This window comes from Micromonospora sp. NPDC002575 (assembly GCF_042889525.1).
GTDB classification, from domain to species: domain Bacteria; phylum Actinomycetota; class Actinomycetes; order Mycobacteriales; family Micromonosporaceae; genus Micromonospora; species Micromonospora carbonacea.
In genome coordinates this window covers 322,973-345,855 of sequence record NZ_JBIARA010000004.1, presented here as the reverse complement: position 1 = coordinate 345,855, position 22,883 = coordinate 322,973, and the positions used below count along the sequence as shown (strand labels likewise).

Below are 22,883 nucleotides of genomic sequence, written 5' to 3'. Positions count from 1 at the left end.
ACCTCACCGGCGCGCCCGCATGTTCAGCACCACCCCGGCGGTACGTGCCAGGGCCGCCATCCGTCGGGGTCGTGAGACGACCGTCGCGCGGGTACGCAGGCAGTCCAGCACCATGTCGGCGGCCTGCTCGACCGAGAGCATCATCGGTTTGACCCGCGCCTTGGCCATCTTGGTGTCGACGAAACCGAATCGGACGACGCTGACCCGCACCCCGTGCGCCCGCAGGGCCCCGCCCAGCCCCAGCAGGTACGACGACAGCCCGGCCTTGCCTGCGGCGTAGCCGGGCGCCTCGGCCGAGGGGGCCACGTCGGCGAGGCTCGACAGGCCGACCACGTGCCCCGCTCCGGCGCGCGCCATGAACGGCACCACCATCTCCATGGTGCGCGCGGCGCCGACGAGGTTGACCTCCAGCGCCCTGGTCTGCGCGGCCAGGTCCTCCACGGCGAAGAAGTCACCGACCCCGGCAGCGTAGATGCAGACCTCGACACCGCCGAGGGTGTCCAGCGCCCCGGCGAGCACCTCGCGGTAGCCGGCATCGGTGACGTCGGCGAGGTGGTGCTCGTAGCCGCTGGATGTCAACGGGCTGCTGCTGCGCGACAGGCCCGCCACCGTCCACCCGGCGGCCAGCAGCCGCCGGGTGACCGCCAGCCCGATGCCGTCGCTGTTACCGACCACGATGGCCCGCTGCCTGTCCACAGCGCCCTTCATACCAGCACGGCGATCACGCCACTACCTGGCCAGCGTCGACACCCGCAGCCGGCTAGGCGTCGTAGTCGACCGTGAGGGTGTCGGTGGTGGGGGTGGACTGGCAGGTCAGCACGTACCCGGCGGCGACCTCGTCCGGCTCCAGGGCGTAGTTGCGGGCCATCGTCACCGCGCCGGAGACCACCTTCGCCCGGCAGGTCGAGCAGACCCCGCCCTTGCACGCGTACGGCAGCTCGCCGCGCACCCGCAGCGCCGCGTCGAGGACCCGTTCCTCGCGGCCCATCGGGAACGTCGACGCCCGGCCGTCCAGCACGATCGTCACCTCGGCGTCCCCGGTCGGCCCGGCGGGGCGGCGGGGCGGCGGTGCGGGCGTCTCGGCGACGTGGAACAGCTCCGCGTGCACCGCCGACTCCGGCAGGCCCCGCGCGGCGAGCACCGCCTTCGCGTCGACCACCATTCCGTACGGGCCGCAGAGGAACCACTCCTCGATCGCGTCGCCCGGCACGATCGTGTCCAGCAGGCGGCCCAGCCGGTCGGCGTCGATCCGCCCCGACAGCAGCGGCGACTCGCCGGGCTCCCGGGACAGCACGTGCACCAGGTGCAGCCGCGTCGGGTAGCGGTCCTTCAGGTCGGCCAGCTCCTCGGCGAACATCACCGAGTTGGCCGTGCGGTTGCCGTACACCAGGGTGAAGGTGCTGGCCGGCTCGACGGCCAGGGCCGTGGCGACCAGCGCGAGCACCGGGGTGATGCCGGAGCCGGCGGCCACCGCGCCGTAGCGGCGGGCCCGGGCCGGGTCGAACGCCGTGGTGAAGTGCCCGAGCGGGGGCAGCACCTCGACGGTGTCGCCGTGCCGCAGCACCGAGCAGGCGTAGGCGGAGAACGCGCCGCCGGGGATCTCCCGCACCCCGATCCGCAGCCGGCCGTGCCGGGCCAGGTCGTCGGGCGTCGAGCAGATCGAGTACGACCGGCGCACGTCCGCGTCCGCCTGGTTGACGCCGGCGGGCAGCCGCACGGTGAGGTGCTGGCCGGCGGTGAACGCGAAGACCGCCCGCAGCTTCTCCGGCACGGCGAAGGTGATCGCCACGGCGTCGGCGGTGAGCCGGTCGACGGCGGCGACGGGCAGCGGGTGGAAGGCCGGCCGGCGGCGGACCGGTCGGGTGATCGTGATAGTCACAGCGCCTTCAGGTGGTCGAAGGGTTCACGACAGGCGCGGCAGCGCCACAGGGCCTTGCACGCGGTGGAGCCGAACCGGCTGACCTGCTCGGTCTCCGCCGAGCCGCAGAGCGGGCAGCGGACGGCGAGGGTCAGCGGCACGACCGTGCCGGCCCCGGCGGGCGGGGCGGTCCCGCCCCGGGTCGCGGGCGGCGGGGCGATGCCGGCGGCGGTCAGCTTGGCCCGGCCGGCGTCGGAGATCCAGTCGGTGCTCCACGCCGGGCTGTAGACCGTGCGGACGTCGGCGTCGGGGTGCCCGGCGGCGGCCAGCGCCCGCCGGATGTCGGCCCGGATCACGTCCATCGCCGGGCAGCCGGTGTAGGTGGGGGTGATGGTCACGGTGACCCGGCCGGTGGCCGGGTCCTGCTCGACCGCCCGCAGGATGCCCAGCTCGTCGATGGTGATCACCCGGATCTCCGGGTCCACCACCGCCGCCACGGCCTCCCTCGGGTCTACCACTTCGCCCCCGGGTGGGCGCGGTGCAGCACCTGCATCTCCGCCAGCAGGTACGACAGGTGCTCGGTGTGCAGGCCGTCCCGCCCGCCGGCCGGGGCCCAGCCGTCGGCCGGCCGGGTCAGCGTCGCCTCGGCCAGCACCGGCCCGACGTACGCGTCGAAGTCGCCGCGCAGGGTGGCCGGGTCGACCGGCGCGCCCGGCCACGGCGCGAACAGCTCGTGCGCGTACGGCCAGACCTGGTCGACGGCGGCCTGCATGCGGCGGTGCGACTCGGCGGTGCCGTCGCCGAGCCGGCGCACCCACAGCGCGGCGTGGTCCCGGTGGTAGGCGGACTCCTTGCGCGCCTTCGCCCCGATCGCGGCGAGCCGCTCGTCGGCGCACCCGGCCAGCGCGGCGTAGAGCGGGAGCTGGTAGGCCGACAGGAACAGCAGCTTCGCCATGGTCACCGCGAAGTCGCCGTTGGGCAGCTCGACCAGCAGGCAGTTGCGGAACTGCCGGTCGTCGCGCAGGTACGCCAGCGCGTCCTCGCCGCGGCCGGCCCCCTCCAGCTCGCCCGCGTACGTGAGCAGGAGCCGGGCCGCGCCGAGCTGGTCGAGGGCGATGTTGGCCAGCGCGACGTCCTCCTCCATCTCGGGGGCGCGGCTGGTCCACTCGCCGAGCCGCTGCGCGGCGACCAGCGCGTCGTCGCCGAGGGCGAGGGCGAAGTCGAAGGGATTCCTCACAGGTGGGCCACCCCGTCCGGCACCTCGTAGAAGGTGGGGTGGCGGTAGACCTTGTCGGCCGCCGGGTCGAAGAAGGCGTCCTTCTCGTCGGGGCTGGACGCGGTGATCGCGGCGGCCGGCACCACCCAGATCGACACCCCCTCCTGGCGGCGGGTGTAGAGGTCCCGGGCGTTGTGCAGGGCCAGCTCGGCGTCGGGGGCGTGCAGGCTGCCGACGTGGGTGTGCGCCAGCCCGCGCCGGGCCCGCACGAAGACCTCCCACAGCGGGGTCGTGTCGTCGGTGCTCATACGGCGATCGCCTCCTTCGCGGTCGACCGCTTGGCCGCGTACGCGGCGGCGGCCTCGCGGACCCACGCGCCCTCGGCGTGGGCGCGGCGGCGGTGCTCCATCCGCTGCCGGTTGCACGGGCCCTCGCCGGAGATCACCCGCATCAGCTCGGCGTAGTCCGGCTCGGTGAAGTCGTACGCCTGGCGCTGCTCGTTCCAGCGCAGGTCGGGGTCGGGCAGGGTGAGGCCGAGGATCTCCGCCTGCTGCACGCACATGTCGACGAAGCGCTGGCGCAGCTCGTCGTTGGAGAACCGCTTGATCTTCCAGGCCATCGACCGGGCGGAGTGGGTGGAGTCGCCGTCGGGCGGGCCGAACATGGCCAGTGACGGATACCACCAGCGGTCCACCGCGTCCTGGGCCATGGCCTTCTGCTCCGGGGTGCCGTGGGCGAGGGTGTGCAGGATCTCGTAGCCCTGGCGCTGGTGGAACGACTCCTCCTTGCAGACCCGGATCATGGCCCGCGCGTACGGGCCGTAGGAGCAGCGGCACAGCGGCACCTGGTTGACGATCGCCGCGCCGTCGACCAGCCAGCCGATCACCCCCACGTCGGCCCAGCTCAGGGTGGGATAGTTAAAGATCGAACTGTACTTCTGCCGCCCGTCGAGCAGGAGCTGCACCAGCTCGTCCCGGCTGACGCCGAGGGTCTCGGCGGCGGCGTACAGGTAGAGGCCGTGCCCGGCCTCGTCCTGGACCTTGGCCAGCAGGATGGCCTTGCGCTTGAGCGAGGGGGCGCGGCTGATCCAGTTGCCCTCCGGCTGCATCCCGATGATCTCGGAGTGCGCGTGCTGGGCGATCTGCCGGATCAGCGTCTTCCGGTACGCCTCGGGCATCCAGTCGCGGGGCTCGATCTTCTGGTCGGCGTCGATGACGTCGGCGAAGTATGCCTCCAGGTCGGCGTCGGGGCCGGGAGCGACGCCGCCCCGCTGCCGGGTCGCCGCCTCGCGCAGCGCCGCCTCCGCCGCCGCCACCTCGCCGAGCAGGCCACCGCCGGGCGCGTCCTCCGGGGCGGAGAAGTCGTTGCCATACATGACGACAAGTGTTACAGCTCGCGCCTGCCGATACCAGAGGGTGTCACAGGTTTCCGCACACACCTTCCGCCACGGGTCGACCCCGCTTCGCATCGCCCCAGGTGCAGGGACACAGGTATGACATGGCTCACTAATCACAGATGAATCCGCCCAAGCTAGGCATAGCTGGCCACAATCCCGCCCTCATAGCGACCTGACAGGCGTCGGTTCCTGGCGCGTCGGCCACCCGGACGTAGACTTTCCCGGTCACACCGACCGGCTGCGGACGGCCGCCGGGCGTATGACGCGGGCCACCTCCCCCGGCCCCCAGCGATCAGGACGAACCAGTTCGGAAAGCAGTCGGTCCCCCGGCCCTGACATCTGGAGCTCACCCACTCATGCGACCTCGCGTGGCCATGGTGCTCGCCGTCGTGGCGATCCTCGTCGGCAGCGCCATGCTGGTGCCAGCCGCGTACGCCAAGCTCTCCGGCGGCGACGACGGCGGGCCCGGCGGCGCGGACGCCGTGGCGGCCCCCGAGCCGACCGCCCCGCCGCCGCCGACCCTGGCCGCCGGCCCCGTCTCGGTGAGCTTCGCCGGCGAGTTCTTCTCCTGGGCGCTGATGGACCGGGAGACCGACACCATCTCCGGCTCGAAGAACCTGACCAGGACCAGCTCGACCGAGTCGATGATCAAATCCTGGTTCGCGGCCGACCTCCTTCGGCGGCTCGGCGACAAGGAGCCCAGCGCCGCGCAGAAGAAGGCGATCAGCACCGCCATCCGGGACAGCAACGACGACGCGGCCAACTATCTGTACGCGGCCGACGGCCGGGGCGACTCGATCAAGCGAATGATCAAGATCTGCGGGCTGACCGACACCAAGCCCGGTACCGTGCCCGGGTACGTCGGGTGGTGGAGCTTCACCCAGATGTCCCCCCGCGACGCCGTCCGGCTCGGCGACTGCATCGGCGACGGCAAGGCCGCCGGCGCGAAGTGGACGCCGTACCTGCTGGACGAGATGAGCAAGGTCCGGGGCAGCGTCAAGGACCAGCGGCAGCGCTCCGGCGGCGGCAAGTGGGGCATCGTCGACGGCCTGCCCGCCGAGATCAAGGCCCAGGGGCCGGTCAGCATCAAAAACGGCTGGACACCGTTGAACTATGACGGCAACTGGCACGTGAACTGTCTTGCGGTCACCGAGAAGTGGAGCCTCGCCGTCATGTTGCGCTACCCGCAGAAGCTGGGGCTGTCGTACGGCGCGAAGGTCTGCGCCAGCGTCGCCACCCAGTTGGTCACCCCGCAGCCCGGCGCCGCCCTCAAGGTGCCGCAGCAGCCGATCGGCAAGCTCTGATGGCCGGCAGCCGTCGCCGGGCTGCCGGCGGTGGAGGCTCGGCGCGGGAGGGCTCGGCGCGGGGCGAGACCTCGCCGCTACGGCTGATCGCGATCGCGGCCGTCCTGATCGGGCTGGTGCTGGTGTCGCTGCGGCTGCTGCCCGGCTCGCCGATGGCGTCGACCGCCACCGCCGAGTGGGGCGACGCCTCCACGCCCGCCGACCGTGCCGCCGGCACGGCCTCGGACCGCAAGTCGCGTCCCACCGCCTCGCCCAGCCCCTCGCCGACGCTGGAGCCGCTGCCGTTCGCGGACAGGCAGATCGACCTCGACATCGAGGGCTGGTATGCCTGGAGCGTCCTGGACACCCGCACCGGGAAGATCATCGGCTCGAAGAACATGGACGAGACCAGCACCACCGCGTCGCTGATCAAGTCCTGGATCGTCGCCGACTACCTGCGGCGGGCTGACGAGCAGGGGCAGCGGCCCAGCGACGCCAAGCTCGCCGACGCCACCCGGATCATCCGCGACAGCGACAACACCCGCGCCGAGCAGTTCTACAACACGGTGGGCCGGTCCGCGTCGATCAAGCGGATGATCTCCATCTGCGAGACCACCGACAGCAGCGTCGCCGCCGACGGCGGCTGGAGCCGGACGAACCTCTCCCCCCGGGACACCGCGCGCCTGGGCGCCTGCATCAAGGACGGCCGGGCGGCCGGGCCGGAGTGGACCAAGTGGCTGATCAGCGAGATGCGGCTGGTGCGGGGCTCCGGTGACTTCGGCATCCGCAAGGCGTTCCCGGCGGCCGAGCAGAAGAAGATCGCCATCAAGAACGGCTGGATCGACCGGACCCGCGAGCAGGAGATGCACATCAACTGCCTCGCCATCGGCGACAACTGGACGATGGGCGTGATGGTCCGCTACCCGATCGACATGGGCTACGAGTACGGCATGAAGAACTGCCAGAAGATCACCGAGGCGGTGCTGGACTCGACCACCTGACGCGCGCCCCGCGACCGCCGTCGGGCGACGGCGGTCGCGGCGTACGCCGGAGCCTCGCGTACGCCGGGCCCTCGGCCTCAGCCGGCGAAGAACCGGGGGCCGTCCGCCGGCAGCGGCGGGGCCTCGCCGATCTCGGCCGCCCGGCGGGCGAACTCGCGCAGCCCGGCCACCTGACGCCCGCCGAGCGAGAAGTCCAACGCCCGGAAGTACGTGGCCAGGGTGGCGGCGTCGAACGACTCCCACCGGGCGGCGGCCTCGGCGACCTGGTCCAGCTCGGCCAGGCACAGGTCGCGGGAGCGCAGGAACGCCTCGTGCACCTCCTTGACGAGGCCGGGGTGGGCGGCGGCGAAGTCCCGGCGTACCGCCCAGACGGCGAAGACCATCGGCAGCCCGGTCCAGTCCCGCCAGGCCAGCCCGAGGTCGGTGACCTCCAGCCCCCGCTGCGGCGCCTCGTACAGCGCCCGCAGCGCCACGTCGCCGATCAGCACCCCGGCGTCCGCCTCCAGCAGCATCTGCGTCAGGTCGGGCGGGCAGCGGAAGTAGTCGGGGTGGACGCCGTACCGCTCGCCGAGCAGCAGCCGGGCGAGCAGCACGCCGGTGCGCGACGTCGAGCCGAGGGCCACCCGGCCGCCGCCCAGCTCGGCGAGGGGCTTCGTGGACACCATGTTGACCGAGAGCACCGGGCCGTCGCTGCCGACCGCGAGGTCGGGCAGGAGCAGCAGCTCGTCGGCGTGGCGCAGGTACTCGACGTGCGAGATCGGCCCGATGTCCAGGTCACCGGCGACCAGGGCGGCGCTCAGCCGGTCCGGCGAGTCCTTGTGCAGGTCGACGTCGATCAGCGCGCCGGAACGCATCAGGCCCCAGTAGATCGGCAGGCAGTTCAGGAACTGGATGTGTCCGACCCGGGGACGGGCGATGCGGTCAGCCATGTTGCGACCGTATCCCCGCCGTGGGGGGCGGGCTCACCGGGCGGGCCCCGGAGTGGCCAATCCCGCACCGGCGGCGCGACCGCCGCCCGGGTGGGGCGGCGGTCGCGCCGGGTGACCGCCCCGGCGGGTCTTGCGGGGCGGTGGGCCACCGGCCGCCGTCCGCGCCGGGGGTGGCCCGGCGCGGACGGGTGGTGCGGGCGGGTCAGCTTCCGACGTAGAGCAGCCGGTTCGGCGAGCCGGCACCGGGGTTGACGACCACGTTGGGCGTGGCGGCGGCGACGATCGCCGCGTTGACCGTGGCGGGGCTGGCCGTGGGGTTGTTCCGCAGGTAGATCGCGGCGGCGCCGGCGACGTGCGGCGCCGCGAACGAGGTGCCGCTGCCGGTGTAGGTGGCGGTGTCGCCGGTGCGCCAGGCGGCGGTGATGGAGACACCGGGCGCGAAGAGGTCGAGTGCGGTGCCGTAGTTGGACCAGCTCGCCCGGGTGTCGGTCTGGTCGGTCGCGCCGACGGTCAGCGCCTCGGTGACCCGGGCCGGCGAGGTGCCGGTGGCCGGTACGCCGGAGTTGCCGGCCGCGATGCTGTAGGTGACGCCGGCGGCGATCGACCGGCGGACCGCCGCGTCGAGAGTGGTGCTGGCGCCGCCGCCGAGGCTCAGGTTGGCCACGGCGGGACGGGTCGCGTTCGCGGTGACCCAGTCGATGCCGGCGATGACGCCGGCCGTGGTGCCCGAGCCGCTGTTGTCGAGCACCCGGACGCCCACGACGGTGGCGTTCTTGGCCACGCCGTACGCGGTGCCGGCGGCGACCGAGGCGACGAAGGTGCCGTGTCCGTTGCCGTCGTCGGCGTTGTTGTCGTTGTCCACCGCGTCGTACCCGCTCACCGCCCGGCCGGCGAGGTCCTGGTGGGTGATCCGGACGCCGGTGTCGACGACGTAGACGCGCACCCCGTTGCTCGGCCCGTAGGTGAAGGACCGGTTGAGCGGCAGGTTGCGCTGGTCGATGCGGTCGAGCCCCCACGAGGGCGGGTTGGTCTGGGTGGCGAGGGCCTGCACCCGCTGGTCCTGCTCCACGTAGGCGACGGCGGGGTCGGCGGCCAGCCGGCGGGCCGCCCGCTCGGTGAGGTGGGCCGACCAGCCGTTGACGGTCCGGCCGTAGACCCGGTCGACCCGGCCGTCGCCGTAGCGCGAGGTGATGGCCTCGGCGCGGGCCCGGTCGGGCCGCTGGCCCTCCTTGAGCACCACGAGATAGCTGCCGTCGACGGCGGTGGGCCGGTCGGCGCCGAGGACGGTGCCGGTGGCCGCTGTCGCCGCTGCCGGGTCGACCCCGGCGGTGGCCAGCAGCGCGCCGGCGAGGGCGGCGGTGCCGAGGGTGCCGATCCGACGGCGGTTGACGTACGGGGTGAGCCTCACTGGGCTGCTCCTTCCTGGGCCGGTCGACGGCGTCGACCGGCGGCCTCCCGCGCCGATGGGATGTGTGGGCGGAGGGCCTTCGTGGTACGTCGGGTTCGACGTGCCCATCACGCTAGGGATCGGGCAGCCATCGAAGGTTGCCATTCATTTAGGCGATTGTTGTCAATGGGTTCCTTCCGTAACAGAAACGGAACACCCTCGCGCATTTCGTCGGCGATAGCATCGCCGGGATGGGCAAGTCGGTATGTTTATCCATCGATGCTCATCTTCACAGGATCTCCACAGCGGACGATGATCCCGCTATCGACAGATGCGAGTGCATCTCGTATTGGGGAGGTCATCTTGAGATCAGCCCTAGCGCTGGCCGGCGTCACCATGCTGGTCGGCAGCGGACTCGTGGTCACCACCACGAGCGCGTCCGCCGCCCCGCCGTCCACCCCCGGGCCGGCGCTGGTCGCCGCCGCCGACACCGCCCTGAAGGAGCACTCCCAGGCCGTCAGGTCCTCGGCAAAGGACCGCTACGCGGTGCACAGCAGCAAGCGGGACGCCCAGGGTCGGGGCACGGTCCGCTACACCCGCACGTACGACGGGCTCCGCGTCTACGGCGGGGACGTCGTCATCCGCACCGAGGCCGACGGCGACTACGCGGGCAGTTCGGTCGGCCTGGCCGCCCCGCTCAGCCTCGCCACCACCCCGAAGGTCAGCGCCGCGAAGGCCCGCAAGGCGGCGATCGCCGAGTTCTCCGGCCGGATCACCGGCACCGGCGCGGCGGAGCTGTTCGTCGACGCCAGCAGCGGAACCGGGCGGCTCGCCTGGGAGACGGTGGTGACCGGCTGGGCCCCGGACGGGCAGACCCCCTCCAAGCTGCACGTGATCAGCGACGCGCTGACCGGCGCCCGGATCGGCGCGTACGACGAGATCGAGTCCGTCGTCGGCACCGGCAACAGCATCTACGCCGGCCAGGTCTCGATCGACACCACGCTGTCCGGGTCGACGTACAGCATGATCGACCCGACCCGGGGCAACGGCCGCACCTGCGACATGAACAACGGCACCTCGACCTGCACCACCTTCACCGACGCCGACAACGTGTGGGGCACCGGCGCGGCCTCGAACCGGCAGTCCGCCGCCGTCGACGCGCACTTCGGCGCGGCCACGACGTTCGACTACTTCACGAACGTGCACGGCCGCAACGGCATCTTCGGCAACGGCACCGGCGTGCCGAGCCGGGTGCACTACGGCAACGCGTACGTCAACGCCTTCTGGGACGGCGCGCAGATGACCTACGGCGACGGCTCGGGCAACGCCCGGCCGCTGGTCGCCCTCGACGTCGCCGGCCACGAGATGTCCCACGGCGTCACCGAGAACGTGGTCCCCGGCGGCCTGACCTACTCCGGCGAGTCCGGCGGCCTGAACGAGGCCACCAGCGACATTTTCGGCAACATGGTGGAGTTCTACGCCAACACCCCGGTCGACCCGGGCGACTACCAGGTCGGCGAGAAGATCAACATCAACGGCAACGGCACCCCGCTGCGCTACATGTACGACCCGACGCTGGACGGCTCGTCGCACGGCTGCTGGTCGAGCAGCACCAACAGCCTCGACGTGCACTACTCCTCGGGCGTGGCCAACCACTTCTTCTTCAACCTGGCCGAGGGATCCGGCGTCACCCCGTACGGCACCTCGCCGCTGTGCGGGTCGGCCCCGCCGGTCACCGGGATCGGCCGGCAGAAGGCGGAGAAGATCTGGTTCCGGGCGCTGGACGCGTACTTCGTGTCGAACACCCGGTACGTGAACACCGCCCAGCCGACCAACACCGCACGGGTGCACACCCTGTCGGCCGCCACCGACCTGTACGGCCTGTGCAGCACCGAGTACAAGGCCGTGATGGCCGCCTGGACCGCGGTGAACGTCAACGGCACCGAGTCGTGCGCGGCCAACGACTTCACCGTCGCGGTCGCCCCGGCGACGCTGACCCTCGACCCGGGCGCCTCGGGCACCGCCACGGTCAGCACCACGGTCATCCGGGGCACCGCCGAGACGGTCGCCTTCTCGACCGGCCCGCTGCCGACCGGGGTGAGCGTGTCGTTCGCCCCGTCGTCGGTCACCGCCGGCGGGTCGACCACGGTCACGGTCAGCGCCGCGGCCACCGCCGGCAGCGGCACCGTACCGATCACGCTGGTGGGCACCTCCCCCTCGGTCGCCCGGACGACCACGCTGAACCTGACGGTGAACGGGCTGCCGGGCTGCTCGGGCACGAACGGCACCGATGTCGCGATCGCCGACAACACGACTGTGGAGAGCGCCATCGTGATCAGCGGCTGCGCGGCGACCCCGTCGACCGCGAGCAAGGTCGAGGTGCACATCGTGCACACCTACATCGGTGACCTGGTGGTCAGCCTGATCGCGCCGGACGGCAGCGCGTACGTGCTGCACAACCGCTCCGGCGGCGGCACCGACAACATCGACCAGACGTACACCGTGAACCTCTCCTCGGAGGTGGCGAACGGGAGCTGGCGGCTGCGGGTCCAGGACGCGGCGAGCCTCGACACCGGTTACCTCAACAGCTGGAGCCTGAACCTCTGACGGCGGCGCAGCGAGCGGGCCATCCGGCTTTCCGGGTGGCCCGCTCGTGGGCCGACCCCGGCGGGGAGCACAAGCCGGTCGTCGACGCCCCACCGCCGGCCACTACCCTGACGCCGTGCGATACCACGAGGTCGAAAAGGCCATCCAGCAACTGATCGACGCCGCCGGCGAGGACGACCTGCATGCCTTCGGGTTGGCGACCGTCACCCGCCTGACCACCGCCGACCTGGTGGACCAGGCCGACGAGGACGACCTCGACAAGGACGCCTGGGCGGCGCTGGCCACCGCCCGGCAGACCGTCGCCACGGCCGGCGCGAGCGAACTGCGTGCCCTCCTGGACCGCATCGACGAGGGCATCCTCGCCGACGGCGACATGGACCCCGGCCTGCTGATCGTCCTCTCCGCGCTCGAGCACTGGACCACCTACCTGGAGGAGCACCGGCGCAGCGAACTGCACGAGCTCGCCATCCGCTCCCTGGAGGAGGTCGACTTCCGGGTCTCGCCCGCGCTCGACGACTTCCTGGCCGAGCCGGAGATGGCCGCCGAGTACGCGCGGATCCGGCAGTTGCTCACGGCGTAGACCCACCTGCTCACGGCGTAGACCCCACCGCGCGAGCCGTCTCGCCCCGCTGCCCCGCTCCGTCGACGGTCGCGGCAGAACCCGGGGCGACCGCGCGTTCGGCGCGGCGTTCGGCGCGGGCCGCCCGGACGACCGGCACGGCGAACGCGGCCACCGCGAGCACCCCCACGGTGCCGCACGCCGCCACCAGCGGCCGGGGGTCGGCCAGGTCGAGCAGCAGTCCGCCGGCCGCGAGGCCGACCATGCCCGCGCCCTGCACGGCCGCGCCGAAGATGGCGTACGCCCGGCCGCGCGCCGCCTCGGGCACCCGGCGGGCGAGCAGCACGGTGCAGACGACGTTGTCGCCGCCGTTGAGCAGGCCGCCGAGCAGCCAGATCGGCACCAGCAACCAGGCGGACGGCACCGCGGCGGAGCCCAGCACCGCGAGGCAGCACCCGCCGAGCAGGAGCAGCCCCACGCCGAGGAGCCGACCGTCGTCGGTGAGCCGGCGGGCCAGCGGCGTGAGCGCCCATGCCCCGGCCACGATGCCCAGCGGCCAGGCCCCCGTGACCAGCCCGTAGACGGTGGTGGAGCTGCCCAGCGTCTCCCGGATGAAGAACACCTCGATCACGTTGATCGCCCCGACCGCGCCGACGACCCCGGCGAGCGAGGCCACCATGGCGAACAGCAGCCGGTCCTGGCGCAGCCGCCAGCCCCGGGCCGGGCCCCCGAGGGTCGGGCGCCCGTCGCCGGCCGGCCCGCCGGGCGTCGGGCGCATGCCCTCGGGGGTCGGGCGGGGGTCGGCGACCGCACGGGCGCCGCCCCGGCGGGTGCGGATCAGCAGGCCGGCGGCCACCAGGGCGAGGTAGCTGGCGGCGTCGAGCAGCAGCGGCACGCGGGAGCCGAACTGCCCGACCAGCAGCCCGGCCAGCGCCGGGCCGGCCAGCGCTCCGAGGGTGCCGGCCGTCTGGTTCAGCGCGCTGGCCCGGGGCAGGTCCGCGGGCGTGACCATCGCCGGGACGAGGGCGGCGAGCACCGGCTGGGTGACCGCGAGCCCGGCGGCCAGCAGCGCCACCAGGCCGATCACCAGGGCCGGGTGTCCGGCGTACGCGAGGGCGAGGCAGATCGCCGCCTGCACCACGCCGGCCGCGACGAGCAGGGTGCGGGAGTCCACCCGGTCGGCGAGGCGGCCGGTCAGCGGGGCGAGGGCGACGAGCGGCAGGCTGGCGGCGACCAGCAGCCCCGCCACGGCCGGCCCGCCGGCCCCGGCGGACTGGAGGGCGAGGGTGAGGGTGCTCGCGGCCAGGAAGTCGCCGCAGCTGGAGATGCCCCGGGCGGCGGTGGCGAGCCAGACGTCGGGCCAACGCGACCGACCAGGTGTGAAGGACATACTTCGAAAATAATCCTTCACACCCGGTCCGGGCAATCCCCGTCGCCGCCCGTTCAGTCCACCGGCACCGACCGGTACTGCACGGCGACGGGGCGGGCCCCGGCCGGCGGGTCGGTGCGCACCCGACGCCGGTACGGCGCCATCAGGTCCTGGATCGCCTCGTTGAGCGCCAGCGACTCCTCGGCGGTGAGCAGCAGCACGCTGTCGCTGAAGCAGCCGGCGCGGTACCACTCCGGCGGCTCCTCGGGCCCCCGGCGGAACCAGTCCCGGGTGCGCTGCGCGTCCCGGGCGAGGTGCGCCTCCACGAGGGCCAGCTCGGCGGCCCGCGCCTCGGAGCCGGCCGCCTGCCCCGCCTCCACGTTGTACGACGGGCTGAACGCCCGCCACACCCGCTCCCGGGCGTCCCCCCGGCTCGGGGCCTGCTCGACCAGCCCGAACTTCGCCAGCGCGCGCAGGTGGTAGCTGGTCGCGCTCGGCGACAGGCCGGCGATCTCCGCGCACTCGGTGGCGGTGGCCCCGGACTCGATCGAGGCGAGATGTTCCATGATCGCGAGCCGCGCCGGGTGGGCCAGGGCCCGCATCACCTGCGGATCGCTGATCGTCACCCGCTGCCGCTCGGGCGGTGCCTCGCTCATGCCCCCATGATCCCGCCCGCCACCCGCGTCTGCCATCGCCCCCGCCGCCACGCACCGACGGCCGCGGCACAGCTCGGGTGATCAAGAGGTTTGCGTCATCGCCGAGATCGACTCTGACACTTTTCTCTTGATCACCGGGGTGGACGGGGGGACGCGGGTGGGGGCGGCGACGCTGCGGGGTGGGGGGTGGGGGGTGGGGGGTGGGGGTGGGGGTGGGGGTGGGGTAGAGTGTTTGGCTCCGCCCGACGGCCGCGGTGTTGAGCACCGCAGCGGACGTCCCCGCGCCGGCCTCCGTTGCCGGAAACGCGAGCGGCAGTGTTGTCCCCCGCGCCGAGGAGTAGGTCGGATGACCCCGCACGCCCCCATGTCCCTGGACACCGAGCTGGCCGCCGAACGCGCCCACCTGGACGCGTCCCGGGCCGCGCTGGCCCGCATGCGCGAACGCACCGAGGCCCTCTTCGCCACCGGCCACAACGTCGCCGGCGACGCGTACACGGCGGAGACCCTGGGGCGCACCCTGTCCCGCCGCGTCGCCGAGCTGGCCGACCAGCCCGACACCCCGCTGTTCTTCGGGCGGCTCACGTTCGGCGACGAGGAGCACCACGTCGGCCGCCGGCACGTCACCGACGATCTCGGCGAGCCCATGGTGCTCGACTGGCGGGCCCCGATCTCCCGGTCGTTCTACCGGGCCAGCGCCCGCGACCCGCAGGGCGTGACCGTGCGCCGCCGGTTCGGCTTCAGCGCCGGGGCGCTGACCAGCTTCGAGGACGAGCACCTGGACCGGGGCGAGGAGCTGGGCACCGCCAGCCGCATCCTGACCGCCGAGATCGAGCGCCCCCGCGTCGGCCCGATGCGCGACATCGTCGCCACCATCCAGCCGGAGCAGGACGAGCTGGTCCGCGCCGACCTGGCCGCCTCGATCTGCGTGCAGGGCGCGCCCGGCACCGGGAAGACGGCCGTCGGGCTGCACCGGGCGGCGTACCTGCTCTATCTGCACCGGGAGCGGCTGCGCCGGTCCGGGGTGCTGATCGTGGGGCCGAACCGGGCGTTCCTGTCCTACATCGCGGCGGTGCTGCCGGCCCTCGGCGAGGTCGAGGTCGAGCAGGCGACCGTGGAGGACCTGATCGCCCGGGTGCCGGTGCGGGCGGTCGAGGACCCGGCCGTGGCGGCGCTCAAGCACGACGCGCGGATGGCCGAGGTGCTGCGCCGGGCCGTCGAAGCCCGCATCGCCGCACCGACCGAGCCGATCATGGTCTCCGACGGGTCGTTCCGCTGGCGGATCGGCCTCGATCCGCTGCACCGGGTGGTCGAGGAGACCCGCCGGGAGGGGCTGCCGTACGCCACCGGCCGGGAACGGGTCCGGGCCCGGGTGGTGGGCCTGCTGCAACGCCAGGCCGAGGCCCGCCGCGCCGAGTCGCCCGGCGACGCCTGGCTGCGCCGGATGGGCAGGTGCCGCCCCGTCGCCGACTTCCTGGACGCGACCTGGCCGGCGCTCACCCCGGAGGGGCTGGTGCACGGGCTGCTCGCCGACCCGGCGGCGCTCGCCGCAGCCGCCGACGGCGTGCTCACCGAGGCCGAGCAGGCGCTGCTGACCTGGGCGAAGCCGCCGCGCACCCCGAAGGCGACGAAGTGGACGGCCGCCGACGCGGTGCTCGTCGACGAGGCCGCCGGGCTGCTGGAGCGCCCCGCCGGCTTCGGGCACGTGGTGGTCGACGAGGCGCAGGACCTCTCCCCGATGCAGTGCCGGGCCATCGCCCGCCGCAGCGAGCACGGGTCGATCACGCTGCTCGGCGACCTGGCGCAGGGCACCGCCCCGTGGGCCGCCCGCGACTGGCGGGAGTCCCTGGCCCACCTGGGCAAGCCGGACGCGACGGTGGTGCCGCTGAGCGTCGGCTTCCGGGTGCCCGCCGCCGTGGTGGCCTTCGCCAACCGGCTGCTGCCGGCGCTCGCGGTGGACGTGCCCCCGGCCGAGTCGCTGCGCCGCGACGGCGCGCTGGACGTGCGTACCGTGGATGACCTGGTGGCGGCGACGGTGGCCGAGGTGCGGGCGGCGCTGGCCCACGACGGCTCGGTCGGGGTGATCGCCGCCGACGACGCGGTCGGCGGGCTGCGGGCGGCGCTGGCCGACGCGGGGATCGACACCGCGACCGCCGACGACGTGGCGGCCTCGGCGCGGGTCACGGTGGTCCCGGCGACGCTGGTCAAGGGCCTGGAGTACGACCATGTGGTGACCGTGGAGCCGGCGGCGATCGTGGCGGCCGAGCCGCGCGGGCTGCACCGGCTGTACGTGGTGCTGACCCGGGCGGTCTCCCGGCTGACCGTGCTGCACACCGCCCCGCTCCCGGCCCCGCTGTAAGGAAGGGCCCCCTGTTAACGCATACGGTCGAGAAGGGTCCCCTTCTTACCCGCTTACCCGCCGGTTCACCATCGGTGGGGGTTGTGGCGATCGGTGATGATGGGTGCACCTCGTCCACTTGGGAGGCAGCATGCACCTGTCGCGCCGCGATCTCCTGCTCGCCGGGGCCGGCACCGCGCTGGCGGCCACGCCCCTGCTGGCCGCCGCGCCGGCGACGGCCGCACCCACCGGGGCGGCCTCGCCCGGCGGACCGGGCACCGCCGCCGGGCCGGGAGCGCCCGCGCGGCCGGGAGCGGCGGCGGGGCGGCTGCCGGCGGACGCGCTCGACGCCGGGATCGGCGCGATCACCGACGTCGGCATGGTGGGGGCGTTCGCCGAGGCCCGCGACGGCCGGGACCGGTGGCGCGGCGCGAGCGGCGTCGCCGACCTGGACACCGGCCGGCCGATGCGGGCCGGCTTCCAGCACCGGGTCGGCAGCATCACGAAGACGTTCGTCGCCGCCACGCTGCTGCGCCTGGCCGGCGAGGGGTGGGTGGCGCTGGACGCCCCGCTCGGCCGCTACCTCCCGCAGTACGCCGTGCCCGGGGTCACCGTGGAGATGCTGCTCAACCACACCAGCGGCATCGGCGACTACGACACCGTGCTGTTCACCAGCGGATACGACGTCGAGCGGCTCCGGTTCACCACGTTCACCCCGGACCAGCTCGTCCGGATCGGGCTCGGCGAGCCCCGCACCGGGGCGCCGGGGGCGGGGTTCGCGTACTCGAACACCAACTACATCCTGGCCGGCCTGGTCGTGGAGCGGGTGACCGGCCGCAGCGCGGCCGACGAGGTGCACCGGCGGGTCATCCGGCCGCTGGGGCTGCGCCAGACGTACTTCCCGGGGCGGCGGACCCGCATCGCCGGGCCGCACAGCGAGGCGTACCTGCCCTGGTACGACGGCCAGCTCCGCGACTTCAGCGTGACGAACACGTCGTGGGCGTGGACGGCCGGCGCGCTGGTCTCCACGGCGGCCGACCTCAACCGGTTCTTCCGCGCCCTGCTCGGGGGGCGGCTGCTGCGGCCGGCCGAGCTGGCCCGGATGCGGGCGACCGTGCCGCTGGACCCGGCGCAGCCGGAGGCCGGCGGCTACGGCCTCGGCCTGCTGTGGCTGGCGCTGCCCGGCGGGCGGTTCTGGGGGCACGACGGGGTGGTCTTCGGGCACGCCACGATCTCGCTGCACGCCCCCGACGGCTCCCGCCAGGTGACGCTCGGCACGAACGTCACCCACTACCAGGTGCCCGGCCAGCCGGACCCGATCGGGGCCGCCACCGGCGCGTTCCTGGTCACCGCCCTGTCCGGCCCGGCCGCCGCCCTGTCCAGCCCGGCCGCCGCCCTGTCCGACCCGGCCGCCGCCCTGTCCAGCCCGGCCGCCGCGCGGTCCCGGGGCGCGACCGGGAAACTCCCGGCGACCCCGTCGCCGGGCGGCCCGGCGCTGGTCCGGCCCGCTCCGGCACTGGTCCCGGCCCGCTCCGGCGCTGGCCCGGCCGCCCGCTGAGAAGGAGCGTTCATGATCCTCGCCCGCGCCGACCAGGCCACCCGCCGGTACGGCGACGTGCTCGCCCTCGACCGGGTCGACCTCGACGTGCGCGCGGGTGAGCTGGTCGGCCTGCCCGGGCCGAACGGCGCCGGCAAGAGCACCCTGCTCAACCTGCTCGTCGGGCTGCGCCGGCCCACCGCCGGCCGGGTCGAGCTGTTCGGCGGCGACCCGCGCGACCCCGCCCACCGCCTGCAGGTCGGGGTCACCCCGCAGGAGACCGGCCTGCCGGCCACCCTGCGGGTCGGCGAGGTGGTCGACTTCGTCGCCGCGCACTACCCGGACCCGGTCCCCCGGGGCGAGCTGCTCGACCGGTTCGGCCTCGCCGATCAGGCACGCCGGCAGACCGGCGGGCTCTCCGGCGGCCAGCGACGGCGGCTGGCCGTGGCGCTCGCCTTCGTCGGCCGGCCCCGGCTGGTGCTCCTCGACGAGCCGACCACCGGGCTGGACGTCGAGGCCCGGCACACGCTGTGGGAGGCGATCCGCGGCTTTCACGCCGACGGCGGCACCGTGTTGCTGAGCAGCCACTACCTGGAGGAGGTGGAGGCGCTGGCGCAGCGGGTGGTGGTGATCGGGCAGGGCCGGGTGCTGGCCGACGACACGATGGCGGCGGTCCGCTCGGTGGTCGGCGTACGCCGGGTCAGCCTGGTCGCGGCCGAGCTGCCCGCGCTGCCGGGCGTGGTCCGGGTCGAGCGGGTCGACGACCGCACCGATCTGCTCACCACCGACGCCGACCGGCTCGTCCGGGAGCTGGTGACCGGCGGGGTGTCCTTCCGCGACCTGGAGGTGCGCCCCACCTCGCTGGAGGAGGCGTTCCTGGCCATCACCTCCCCCGGCAGGCAGGGCAGCGCCACCCCGGGCGGGCAGGGCGCCGCCACCCCGGCCGCCGCGCAAGGAGACCGATCTCGTTGAGACTCGCCCTCGTGCACGCCCGCTACCAGCTGTTGCAGACGATCCGCATCCCGGTGGCGGTCTTCGGCAGCGCCTTCTTCCCGGCCGTGGCGATGCTCTTCTTCGTGGTCCCGTTCGCCGGGGACGACCCGACGGGCGCCACCTACGCCACCGCCGCGATGGTCACGTTCGCGGTGATGAGCGCCAACATCTTCCAGTACGGCGTGGGCGTGGCCGAGGACCGCGACCAGCCCTGGAACCCGTACACCCGGACCCTGCCGGCCGGGGCGGCGCCCGCCTTCGCCGGACGGGTGCTCGCGGGCCTGGCGCTGACCTTCCTCTCCCTGCTCCCGGTGGTGGTGATCGCGGGGCTGTTCACCGACGCCCGGATCAGCCCTGGCGCGTTCGGCCTGGCCGTCGCCGTGGTCGGGCTGATCTCGGTGCCGTTCACGCTGATGGGGCTCGCCATCGGGTACGCGCTGCCGAGCAAGGCGGCGATCGTGGTGGCGCAGATCGTCTTCTTCCCGCTGGCGTTCGGCGGCGGCCTGCTCTCCGCCCCGGACGCCGCGCCCGCGTTCGTCAGGGCGATCGCGCCGTACCTGCCGACACGGGGCGCGGTCGAGTTGATGTGGGCGGCGGTCGGCGACTGGCGTCCCGCGCCGGTGGCGGTGGCGATGCTCGGCGTCTGGGTGGTGGCGCTGGCGGCGCTCGCCGGTTGGGCGTACCGGCGCGACGAGGGCCGCCGCTTCCGCTGACGGCCCGCGCTCGTGGGGCGCGGGCCGGCGACCGCCCGTCGGGCGCGGGCCGGGGCCGGCGACCGCCCGTCGGGCGCGGGCCGGGGCCGGCGACCGCCCGTCGGGCGCGGGCCGGGGCCGGCGACCGCCCGTCGGGTGCGGGTCGGGGCCGGCGACCGCCGCCCGGCCGGGGGTGATTCGTCCCGTTCCCGCCCGTTCCGCCGGGCGGCGGTGCCAGGATGCGGGCAGGGCGTCCCGCCGGGCCGCCACCTGCGGAGGGAGGGGTCAGCGTGAGCAGCGTCCCGCCGGGAACGCCGTGCTGGGCCGACCTGGCCACCCCGGGCCTCGCGGACGCCCGGCGCTTCTACCCGGAGCTGTTCGGCTGGACCACCCGGACCGCCCCGCAGCCGGAGGCCGCCGGCTACACCACGTTCCTGCTCGACGGGCGCGCGGTGGCCGGGGCCGGTCCGCCGGCCGCGCCGGACCAGGTGCCGATCTGGTCGACGTACGTGGCGACCGACCACGCGGACCTCGTGACGACCCGGGTCGAGGCGGCCGGCGGGCAGGTGCTGGTCGCCCCGTTCGACGTGTTCGACCAGGGGCGGATGGCGGTCTTCGCCGACCCGGCCGGCGCGGTGTTCAGCGTCTGGCAGCCGATGGCCCACCCCGGGGCGGAGCTGTTCGACGCCCCCGGCGCGATGAGCTGGAACGAGCTGGTCACCCCCGATCCGGAAGGCGCGAAGGTCTTCTACGAGCTGGTCTTCGGCTGGCACCCGGAGGAACAGCCGGCGGGGCCGCAGATCGGTGACGGCCCCTACATTGGCTGGCGGTGCGGCGAGCGGATCGTCGGCGGGATGATGCCGCCGCTGGCCGACGACTTCCCGGCCGACCTGCCGGCGTACTGGACCGTGTACTTCGCCGTGGCCGACGCCGACGCCACCGCGGCCCGGGCCGCCGAGCTGGGCGGATCCGTCCTGGTGCCGCCCCACGACACCCCGCAGGGCCGCCTCGCCGCGCTGCGTGACCCCCAGGGTGCGCTGTTCTCCGTCATCGCCCGGCCCACGCGCGGCTGAGCAGCCAGCGGTTGGCGGTTGGCGGCTGTTTGCAGGGGACCCTTCCTATACAGAAAGCGTTAACAGGGGGCCCTTCCTTGCACCCGGACCGGGACCACCAGGGGGCCGTGTTCGCCGGGCAGGACGCGGACCGAGGCGCGGTAGTGCCTCGCCAGCAGGTCCTCGGTGAGCACGTCGCGCGGCGGGCCGGCGGCGGCGACCCGGCCCGCCGCGAGCAGGACCATCCGGTCGGCGTACTCGCCGGCCAGGGAGAGGTCGTGCATGGTGGCGAGGACGGTGAGGCCGTGCTCGCGGCGGAGCTGGTCGACCAGTTCGAGCACCTCCTGCTGGTGACCGATGTCGAGGGCGCTGGTCGGCTCGTCGAGCAGCAGCAGGGTCGCCCCCTGCGCCAGCGCCCGGGCCAGGAAGACCCGCTGCCGCTCGCCGCCGGAGAGGGTGGCCAGCTCGCGGCGGCCGAAGCCGGCGAGGTCGAGGCGCTCCAGCACGTCCCGCACGGCGGCCAGGTCGGCGGCCGACTCCCGGCCCAGCGGCGGGACGTACGGGGTTCGGCCGAGCAGCACGTAGTCGAAGACGGTCATGCCGGCCGGGACGACCGGGGACTGCGCGACGGTGGCCACCACCCGGGCCCGGTCGCGGCGGCGCAGCGCCTCGCTCGGCGTACCGAAGAGGCGGATCGCGCCCGGCGCGGGCAGCAGGCCGCCGAGCGCGCGCAGCAGGGTCGACTTGCCGGCGCCGTTCGGACCGATCACGGTGACCCACTCGCCCCGCTCGACGGTCAGGTCGACGCCGGCCAGGATCGGCGTGCCGTCCAGGCTGACCCGCAGGTCCCGCACCTCGACGGCGGGCGCGCCGGCACCCGGCGGCGGGCCACCGGCAGGCGGGGTGCTCACGTCAGCACCCGGCGGGCGGTGCGCAGCACCAGGACGAAGAACGGGCCGCCGAGCAACGCGGTCACCACCCCGATGGGCACCTCGGCGGGCGCAGCGGCGGTCCGGGCGACCACGTCGGTCAGCGCCAGGAACGCCCCGCCGAACAGCAGGGACAGCGGCAGGATCACCCGGTAGCTGGACCCGGCGAGCAGCCGCACGGTGTGCGGGACGATGATCCCGACGAAGCCGATCAGCCCGGACGCGGAGACGGCGGCGGCGGTGCCGAGCGAGGCGGCGGCGATCAGCAGGTAGCGGGAGCGCTGCGGGTGCAGGCCGAGGCCGCTGGCCTCGTCGTCGCCGACGGAGAGGACGTCCAGCTCGCGCCGGTGCAGCAGCACCACGACGGTGGTGAGCAGGAAGTACGGCAGGACCAGCCGGACGTCGTGCCAGCCGGCGGTGGCCAGCCGGCCGAGCAGCCACGAGTAGACCTGCTGGATGCTGTCGGAGTTGCGCTGGAGCAGGTACGTCTGCCCGGCGGAGAGGAACGCGGAGACGGCCACCCCGGCCAGGATCAGCGTGGCCGTGGAGCGCCCCCGCCCGCCGGCCACCCCGAGCACGTACGTCATGGCGACCGCGCCGAGCGAGCCGACGAACGCGGCGAGGGGGATGGTGAGCGGGAGCCCGGTCAGCGCGCCGCCCGCTCCGGCCCCGAGGGAGATCACGGCGGTGACCGCGAGCCCGGCCCCGGCCGCCACCCCGAGCAGGTACGGGTCGGCCAGCGGATTGCGGAACACGCCCTGGTAGCAGCCGCCGGCCAGGGCGAGCAGGCCGCCGACGAGCAGCCCGAGCACGACCCGGGGCAGCCGCAGCTCGGTGACGATGGCGATCTCGCGTTCGCTCAGCCCGCTGTCGAGGCGTACCCCGGGCAGCAGGTTGAGCAGTTCGGCGGCGACGCTGCCGGGGGGCAGGCTGACCGGGCCGAGCGACACCCCGGCGACGAGCGCGAGAAGCACGGCGGCCACCCCCGCGGCGAGCCAGCCGGGCCGCAGCCCGGCCGGCCGCTGCGCGAAGGAGGGGCCCCCTGTTAACGCTTTCTGCATAGCAGGGGCCCCTTCTTAACGCC

The 22,883-nt window shown here is 74.3% G+C and carries 21 protein-coding genes; 9 read left to right on the top strand and 12 right to left on the bottom strand.

Going from position 1 to position 22,883, the window contains the following annotated elements; genetic code table 11:
- Window positions 1–3: 3 nt before the first annotated feature.
- The 6 genes from ACFYWL_RS09330 to paaA all read right to left on the bottom strand — a co-directional run bounded on the left by ACFYWL_RS09330 (window position 4) and on the right by paaA (window position 4,449).
- Window positions 4–696 (bottom strand): SDR family NAD(P)-dependent oxidoreductase, encoded by a 693-nt coding sequence (locus ACFYWL_RS09330; RefSeq protein ID WP_386969574.1) that lies wholly within the window; start codon window positions 694–696, stop codon window positions 4–6.
- 64 nt (window positions 697–760) lie between these two features.
- Window positions 761–1,879, bottom strand: coding sequence for a 1,2-phenylacetyl-CoA epoxidase subunit PaaE (gene paaE / locus ACFYWL_RS09325; RefSeq protein ID WP_386969571.1), 1,119 nt, complete (start codon window positions 1,877–1,879; stop codon window positions 761–763).
- On the bottom strand, window positions 1,876–2,376 hold the full coding sequence (gene paaD / locus ACFYWL_RS09320) for a 1,2-phenylacetyl-CoA epoxidase subunit PaaD (protein WP_386969568.1): 501 nt from the start codon (window positions 2,374–2,376) through the stop codon (window positions 1,876–1,878). The genes paaE and paaD overlap by 4 nt, the downstream gene beginning before the upstream one ends.
- Complete coding sequence (gene paaC / locus ACFYWL_RS09315; RefSeq protein ID WP_386969565.1) at window positions 2,370–3,095, bottom strand: 1,2-phenylacetyl-CoA epoxidase subunit PaaC; 726 nt, start codon at window positions 3,093–3,095, stop codon at window positions 2,370–2,372. The genes paaD and paaC overlap by 7 nt, the downstream gene beginning before the upstream one ends.
- Window positions 3,092–3,382 (bottom strand): 1,2-phenylacetyl-CoA epoxidase subunit PaaB, encoded by a 291-nt coding sequence (gene paaB, locus ACFYWL_RS09310; protein ID WP_386969562.1) that lies wholly within the window; start codon window positions 3,380–3,382, stop codon window positions 3,092–3,094. The genes paaC and paaB overlap by 4 nt, the downstream gene beginning before the upstream one ends.
- On the bottom strand, window positions 3,379–4,449 hold the full coding sequence (paaA, locus tag ACFYWL_RS09305) for a 1,2-phenylacetyl-CoA epoxidase subunit PaaA (RefSeq protein ID WP_386969559.1): 1,071 nt from the start codon (window positions 4,447–4,449) through the stop codon (window positions 3,379–3,381). The genes paaB and paaA overlap by 4 nt, the downstream gene beginning before the upstream one ends.
- A 377-nt stretch (window positions 4,450–4,826) precedes the next feature.
- On the opposite strand from paaA, the gene ACFYWL_RS09300 reads away from it, so the two are divergent.
- A complete protein-coding gene (locus ACFYWL_RS09300) occupies window positions 4,827–5,774 on the top strand; it encodes a hypothetical protein (protein ID WP_386969557.1) in 948 nt (315 codons plus the stop codon).
- Window positions 5,774–6,754 (top strand): hypothetical protein, encoded by a 981-nt coding sequence (locus ACFYWL_RS09295; RefSeq protein WP_386969555.1) that lies wholly within the window; start codon window positions 5,774–5,776, stop codon window positions 6,752–6,754. The genes ACFYWL_RS09300 and ACFYWL_RS09295 overlap by 1 nt, the downstream gene beginning before the upstream one ends.
- A 77-nt stretch (window positions 6,755–6,831) precedes the next feature.
- Here ACFYWL_RS09295 and ACFYWL_RS09290 read toward each other — a convergent pair whose 3' ends face one another.
- Together ACFYWL_RS09290 and ACFYWL_RS09285 are read right to left on the bottom strand one after the other, a co-directional pair.
- Window positions 6,832–7,683 carry a menaquinone biosynthetic enzyme MqnA/MqnD family protein gene (locus tag ACFYWL_RS09290; protein ID WP_386969553.1) on the bottom strand — a complete coding sequence of 284 codons (852 nt, stop codon included), beginning with the start codon at window positions 7,681–7,683 and terminating at the stop codon, window positions 6,832–6,834.
- A 202-nt stretch (window positions 7,684–7,885) separates the two neighbouring features.
- Window positions 7,886–9,091: a S8 family peptidase gene (locus ACFYWL_RS09285; protein ID WP_386969551.1), complete on the bottom strand. Its 1,206-nt coding sequence runs from the start codon at window positions 9,089–9,091 to the stop codon at window positions 7,886–7,888.
- A 342-nt stretch (window positions 9,092–9,433) separates the two neighbouring features.
- Here ACFYWL_RS09285 and ACFYWL_RS09280 point away from each other — a divergent pair, with 342 nt between their 5' ends.
- Together ACFYWL_RS09280 and ACFYWL_RS09275 are read left to right on the top strand one after the other, a co-directional pair.
- Complete coding sequence (locus tag ACFYWL_RS09280) at window positions 9,434–11,677, top strand: M4 family metallopeptidase (RefSeq protein WP_386969549.1); 2,244 nt, start codon at window positions 9,434–9,436, stop codon at window positions 11,675–11,677.
- A 115-nt stretch (window positions 11,678–11,792) separates the two neighbouring features.
- The gene (locus tag ACFYWL_RS09275; protein WP_386969547.1) at window positions 11,793–12,257 is read left to right on the top strand and encodes a hypothetical protein; all 465 of its coding nucleotides are present in this window, start codon (window positions 11,793–11,795) and stop codon (window positions 12,255–12,257) included.
- A gap of 10 nt (window positions 12,258–12,267) precedes the next feature.
- Here ACFYWL_RS09275 and ACFYWL_RS09270 read toward each other — a convergent pair whose 3' ends face one another.
- Together ACFYWL_RS09270 and ACFYWL_RS09265 are read right to left on the bottom strand one after the other, a co-directional pair.
- A complete protein-coding gene (locus ACFYWL_RS09270) occupies window positions 12,268–13,626 on the bottom strand; it encodes an MFS transporter (protein ID WP_386969544.1) in 1,359 nt (452 codons plus the stop codon).
- Between the two features lie 53 nt (window positions 13,627–13,679).
- The gene (locus tag ACFYWL_RS09265) at window positions 13,680–14,261 is read right to left on the bottom strand and encodes an ArsR/SmtB family transcription factor (RefSeq protein WP_386969541.1); all 582 of its coding nucleotides are present in this window, start codon (window positions 14,259–14,261) and stop codon (window positions 13,680–13,682) included.
- Window positions 14,262–14,607: 346 nt separating this feature from the next.
- Between ACFYWL_RS09265 and ACFYWL_RS09260 the strand changes: the two genes are divergently transcribed.
- The 5 genes from ACFYWL_RS09260 to ACFYWL_RS09240 all read left to right on the top strand — a co-directional run bounded on the left by ACFYWL_RS09260 (window position 14,608) and on the right by ACFYWL_RS09240 (window position 20,891).
- Complete coding sequence (locus ACFYWL_RS09260; RefSeq protein ID WP_386969538.1) at window positions 14,608–16,617, top strand: HelD family protein; 2,010 nt, start codon at window positions 14,608–14,610, stop codon at window positions 16,615–16,617.
- A 130-nt stretch (window positions 16,618–16,747) separates the two neighbouring features.
- The gene (locus tag ACFYWL_RS09255) at window positions 16,748–18,154 is read left to right on the top strand and encodes a serine hydrolase domain-containing protein (RefSeq protein WP_386969535.1); all 1,407 of its coding nucleotides are present in this window, start codon (window positions 16,748–16,750) and stop codon (window positions 18,152–18,154) included.
- A gap of 12 nt (window positions 18,155–18,166) precedes the next feature.
- Window positions 18,167–19,105 (top strand): ABC transporter ATP-binding protein, encoded by a 939-nt coding sequence (locus tag ACFYWL_RS09250; RefSeq protein WP_386969533.1) that lies wholly within the window; start codon window positions 18,167–18,169, stop codon window positions 19,103–19,105.
- Window positions 19,102–19,839, top strand: a complete 738-nt coding sequence (locus tag ACFYWL_RS09245; protein ID WP_386969530.1) for an ABC transporter permease — start codon at window positions 19,102–19,104, stop codon at window positions 19,837–19,839. Before ACFYWL_RS09250 ends, ACFYWL_RS09245 begins: the two co-directional genes overlap by 4 nt.
- 269 nt (window positions 19,840–20,108) lie before the next feature.
- Complete coding sequence (locus ACFYWL_RS09240; RefSeq protein WP_386969527.1) at window positions 20,109–20,891, top strand: VOC family protein; 783 nt, start codon at window positions 20,109–20,111, stop codon at window positions 20,889–20,891.
- Window positions 20,892–20,950: 59 nt separating this feature from the next.
- Here the strand turns inward: ACFYWL_RS09240 and ACFYWL_RS09235 are convergent, their stop codons facing one another.
- Window positions 20,951–21,781 carry an ABC transporter ATP-binding protein gene (locus ACFYWL_RS09235; RefSeq protein ID WP_386969525.1) on the bottom strand — a complete coding sequence of 277 codons (831 nt, stop codon included), beginning with the start codon at window positions 21,779–21,781 and terminating at the stop codon, window positions 20,951–20,953.
- On the bottom strand, window positions 21,778–22,860 hold the full coding sequence (locus ACFYWL_RS09230) for a FecCD family ABC transporter permease (protein ID WP_386969522.1): 1,083 nt from the start codon (window positions 22,858–22,860) through the stop codon (window positions 21,778–21,780). Before ACFYWL_RS09230 ends, ACFYWL_RS09235 begins: the two co-directional genes overlap by 4 nt.
- Window positions 22,861–22,883 lie beyond the last annotated feature (23 nt).